Below are 4,618 nucleotides of genomic sequence, written 5' to 3' on the forward strand. Positions count from 1 at the left end.
AGTACCGGGTTCAATGGAACCAGGAATGCGATCAGGCAGCCGTGACGCGCGGCAGAGACGAGGACCGATGACCGAGAACAGCGAATCCACCACCGGAACAGAGCGCAGTTCAGCTCCCGCCACACCCACCGCGGGTGCGGAGCAGCCAACAGCGTCGACGCCCAAACCGGGCGCTCCGAAACCAGGTGGACCGCGACCCAGCGCGCCACGGCCAGGACCGGCCTCTACCCGCCCGGCCGCCGCGACGACACCTGCCAGTGATCCGAGCAAGTTCGGCCGCGTCGAAGAAGACGGCACAGCCTGGGTCACGACAGCTGACGGAGAACGACAGATCGGTTCGTGGCAAGCCGGTGACGCCGCAGAGGGTCTGGCGCACTTCGGACGCCGCTACGACGACCTCGCGACCGAGGTCACGCTTCTCGAAGCTCGCCTGACTTCCGGTGCCGGCGACGCCAAGAAGACCAAGGCAGCCGCCGTCGCACTGTCTGAATCGCTGCCTACAGCAGCCGTGATCGGTGATCTCGATGCCCTGGCTCGCCGCCTCGATCACATCATCGAAGGCTCCGACGAGGCAGCAGCACACGCCAAGGAGGAGAAGGAGCAGTCGCGGGTTACCAACACTGCACGTAAGGAAGCTCTCGCCGTCGAGGCCGAGCAGATCGGTACGGAGTCCACCCAGTGGAAGACCGCCGGCGACCGCCTCCGCGAAATTCTCGACGAATGGAAGACCATTCGCGGAATCGAACGCAAAACCGACGACGCCCTGTGGAAGCGGTACTCCAAGGCCCGCGAATCCTTCAACCGCCGCCGCGGCGCTCATTTCGCGGAACTCGATCGCGATCGCGCGAGTGCCCGGTCCACCAAGGAAGAGCTCGTCGAGCGGGCCGAGAAACTCTCCACGTCGGAGGAATGGGGCCCGACTGCCGGACAGTTCCGCGACCTCCTCGCCGAGTGGAAAGCCGCCGGACGCGCACCTCGCGAAGCCGACGACACCCTGTGGGAGCGATTCAAGGCTGCCCAGGACGTCTTCTTCGCGGCACGCAACGCCGCAACTGCCGAGCGTGACGCCGAGTTCGAAGAGAATGCAAAGGCGAAGGAAGAACTCCTCGCTGCGCACGCCAACATCGATCCCGCCAACGGCCTCGACAACGCACGCGCATCGCTGCGCGTCCTGCAGGAAAAGTGGGATGCCATCGGCAAGGTCCCGCGTGATCGGATGCAGGACCTCGAGGCGAAGCTGCGGGAGCTCGAAAGCAAGGTCCACGATGCCGTCGACGCACAGTGGCGTCGGACCGACCCGGAAGCCCTCGCCCGTGCAGCCCAGTTCAAGGAACGGGTCGCACAGTTCGAGGAGCAGGCCGCCAAGGCTCAGGCTGCGGGCAAGACCAAGGATGCCGAGAAGGCTCTCGCTCAGGCCGCACAGTGGCGTGAATGGGCCGAGGCAGCCGAAGGCGCAGTCAACGACTGATTAATTCAGACGAAGTAGGTTCACTCGTCGGCTGACCCGGAACATTGGGTCAGCCGACGTTCCATTCCTGGTTCTTTTCAGCTTCCGCTGCTGCTACGCGACGCTCTTCCTCAGCAGCCAACTGAAGCGTCGTACGTGCCCAGACGACCTTGAGCCAGTGGAACGTCAGGAACACAACCGTGAACCAACCGACCATCAGGCCGATCGACGGGCCCGCGACGTGGAATCCTGCGGGAATCGTCTGACGCGACCACACCGCCATCATTCCCAAAGCGCTCGCGACGGCACTACCGGCCAGCGCGACCCAGGCAAGTGCCCAACGCCGGGTGACCAGGGCGAGCATCGAGAAGCCGATGCCGAAGATTACGACGAACCACACGAACAGTCGCGAGAACAACGCAATGCGCTCGGACTCGGCGTCCGCGTTGAACGCCAACACGTCCCAACCGTTTGCAGCACCGGCGTGCGGAAGGGCGAGGGTGCCGACCAGCACCAACACTGCGACGGCAACGACCATGGCGCGGGCACCCGGATCGATCTCCCCCGCGATCTTGCGCTCGACCGCGTCGAGGTCCTGGCGGTATTCCTCGAAGGAAGCATCGTCGGCAGACTGCGACGCCGGATTGTCGTTCTGTGAACTCATGAATTGCATCCCATCTGGACGGGTTGTGGGGCTGGGGCACCAATTTTCGGAAGCCCGAGACCGACGCCGATCGGCGCAGTCTTGGGCGTGATGCCCTTGTCGAAGGAATCGCCGGCGCGTGTGCGACGGTGAGTGAGGACCCCGTCGTCGGCAACAAGGTGGTGCGGAGCGCCGTGTGTGACGACCACAGTCACGACGTCGCCCGGCCGGATCGATTCGTTCACGTTTCCAACAGGTCGGAAATGGACGAGGCGGCCGTCGCGGGCGCGCCCGCTCATCCGCAGCGTTGCCGCGTTCTTGCGGCCTTCCCCGGTAGCAACCAGAAGTTCGACCTCGGTGCCGACAAGTTTGCGGTTCTCCTCGATGTTCACTTCTTCTTGTACTGCGAGGAGACGTAGGTAGCGTTCCTGGACAACTTCCTTGGGAAGCTGGCCCTCCATCTCCGCCGCGGGTGTACCCGGACGCTTGGAGTACTGGAACGTGTACGCGTTCGAGAATCGTGCCTGCCGCACCACGTCGAGCGTTTCCTGGAAGTCTTCTTCGGTCTCTCCGGGAAAACCGACGATGATGTCGGTGGTGATGGCCGCATGCGGCATCACTGCCCGTACCTTCTCGATGATGCCGAGATACTTGGACTTGCGGTAGGAGCGCTTCATCGCTTTGAGGACCCGATCGGATCCGGACTGCAGCGGCATGTGCAACTGCGGGCACACGTTCGGGGTGTTGGCCATCGCATCGATGACGTCATCCGTGAACTCGGCCGGGTGCGGCGACGTGAAGCGCACACGTTCGAGACCCTCGATGTTTCCGCAGGCAGAGAGAAGGGCGGCAAAAGCGCCACGATCGCGCGGCTGCTCCGGATCGGCAAACGACACGCCGTACGCGTTGACGTTCTGACCGAGCAACGTCACCTCGGAGACACCTTCGTTCACGAGGGCCTGCACCTCGGCCAGGATGTCGCCGGGACGGCGGTCCACTTCCTTGCCGCGCAGCGCGGGAACGATACAGAACGTGCACGTGTTGTTGCATCCAACCGAGATGGAAACCCAACCGGCATAAGCAGATTCACGTTTCGCGGGAAGCGTCGACGGAAATGCCTCGAGCGCGTCGAGAATCTCGACCTCGGCACGCTGATTATGACGAGCGCGGTCCAGCAGCGCCGGCAGCGAACCGATGTTGTGGGTTCCGAAAACCACATCGACGATGGGCGCCTTCTTGACCACCATCTCGCGGTCCTTCTGCGCCAGGCAACCGCCGACGGCTACCTGCATGTCGGGGTTCACTTCCTTGAGCCGCGCTAACATACCGAGGTTTCCGTACAGCTTGTTGTCAGCGTTTTCACGGACGGCGCAGGTATTGAACACCACCAGATCGGGATTGGAGCCCGACTCCGCCTTGTTGTAGCCCGCTTCTTCCAGAAGGCCCGACAAGCGCTCGGAATCGTGGACGTTCATCTGGCAGCCGTAGGTCCGCACTTCGTACGTACGGGCAGGCTCGGCTGCACTGGTTGCTGAAGGCTCGGCGGGGCCGGTTGCCGAAGGCACGGTGGAGGACTTTTCGTCGATCAGTGACACGCTTCAGCCTAGCTCACGTCCACTACGGTCTGTAATAACGCCCAGGTAAACCGACAAAGCGCTACATAAACGTCACCGTCGTAAATTTTTAATTACTTCTGCTGGGAACCCTCGCGAAATCCGGGGCGTAGAGGGAAACTACGCCTAAGGTTCTCGGGTATGACCCAAGCCGACGATGCGCAGACGCCGACCACCTCCGGCGATTCCACATCCATGATCTCGATGACCTCGGTGAACAAACACTTCGGGGAACTTCACGTCCTGCAAGAGGTCAATCTGGAGGTACCCAAGGGCCAAGTGGTGATTGTCCTGGGCCCCTCCGGGTCCGGTAAATCGACACTGTGCCGGACTATCAACCGACTCGAACCCATCGACTCTGGCGTCATCAAGGTCGACGGTCGGACCCTCCCGGAGGAAGGCAAAGCACTCGCAGCGCTTCGGGCCGACGTCGGCATGGTCTTCCAGTCCTTCAACCTCTTCGCCCACAAAACGATCCTCGAGAACGTCATGCTCGCGCCGATCAAGGTTCGCAAGGCCAAGAAGGACGACGCGAAGAAGACTGCGCTTCAGTTGCTCGAGCGCGTCGGCATCGCCAATCAGGCCGACAAGTACCCGGCCCAACTCTCCGGTGGACAGCAACAGCGCGTAGCCATCGCCCGCGCTCTGGCCATGCAACCGAAAGTGATGCTGTTCGACGAGCCCACCTCGGCGCTCGATCCCGAAATGGTCAATGAAGTGCTCGACGTCATGACCTCGCTCGCCAAGGAAGGCATGACCATGCTCGTGGTCACCCACGAGATGGGCTTTGCACGCAAAGCCGGCGATCGTGTGCTCTTCATGGCCGACGGCCAGATCGTCGAAGACACCACCCCGACGGAGTTCTTCACCCATCCCAAGTCGGATCGGGCCAAGGACTTCCTCGGCAAGATCCTC

Annotated in this window: 4 protein-coding genes; 2 read left to right on the forward strand and 2 right to left on the reverse strand. The window is 62.5% G+C overall.

Going from position 1 to position 4,618, the window contains the following annotated elements; all coding sequences use genetic code 11:
- Positions 1–67: 67 nt before the first annotated feature.
- Positions 68–1,468, forward strand: coding sequence for a DUF349 domain-containing protein (locus QM600_RS28940; RefSeq protein WP_283265178.1), 1,401 nt, complete (start codon positions 68–70; stop codon positions 1,466–1,468).
- A 49-nt stretch (positions 1,469–1,517) separates the two neighbouring features.
- On the opposite strand, the gene QM600_RS28945 is transcribed toward QM600_RS28940, so the two are convergent.
- The gene (locus tag QM600_RS28945; protein ID WP_283265179.1) at positions 1,518–2,111 is read right to left on the reverse strand and encodes an Rv2732c family membrane protein; all 594 of its coding nucleotides are present in this window, start codon (positions 2,109–2,111) and stop codon (positions 1,518–1,520) included.
- Positions 2,108–3,655: a tRNA (N6-isopentenyl adenosine(37)-C2)-methylthiotransferase MiaB gene (gene miaB / locus QM600_RS28950; protein WP_283265180.1), complete on the reverse strand. Its 1,548-nt coding sequence runs from the start codon at positions 3,653–3,655 to the stop codon at positions 2,108–2,110. Before miaB ends, QM600_RS28945 begins: the two co-directional genes overlap by 4 nt.
- Before the next feature lie 243 nt (positions 3,656–3,898).
- On the opposite strand from miaB, the gene QM600_RS28955 reads away from it, so the two are divergent.
- The coding region (locus QM600_RS28955; protein WP_283265181.1) for an amino acid ABC transporter ATP-binding protein at positions 3,899–4,618 on the forward strand (720 nt) is incomplete at its 3' end.

Origin of the sequence: Rhodococcus sp. IEGM 1379 (assembly GCF_030056815.1) — a bacterium.
Taxonomy (GTDB): Bacteria; Actinomycetota; Actinomycetes; order Mycobacteriales; family Mycobacteriaceae; genus Rhodococcus_F.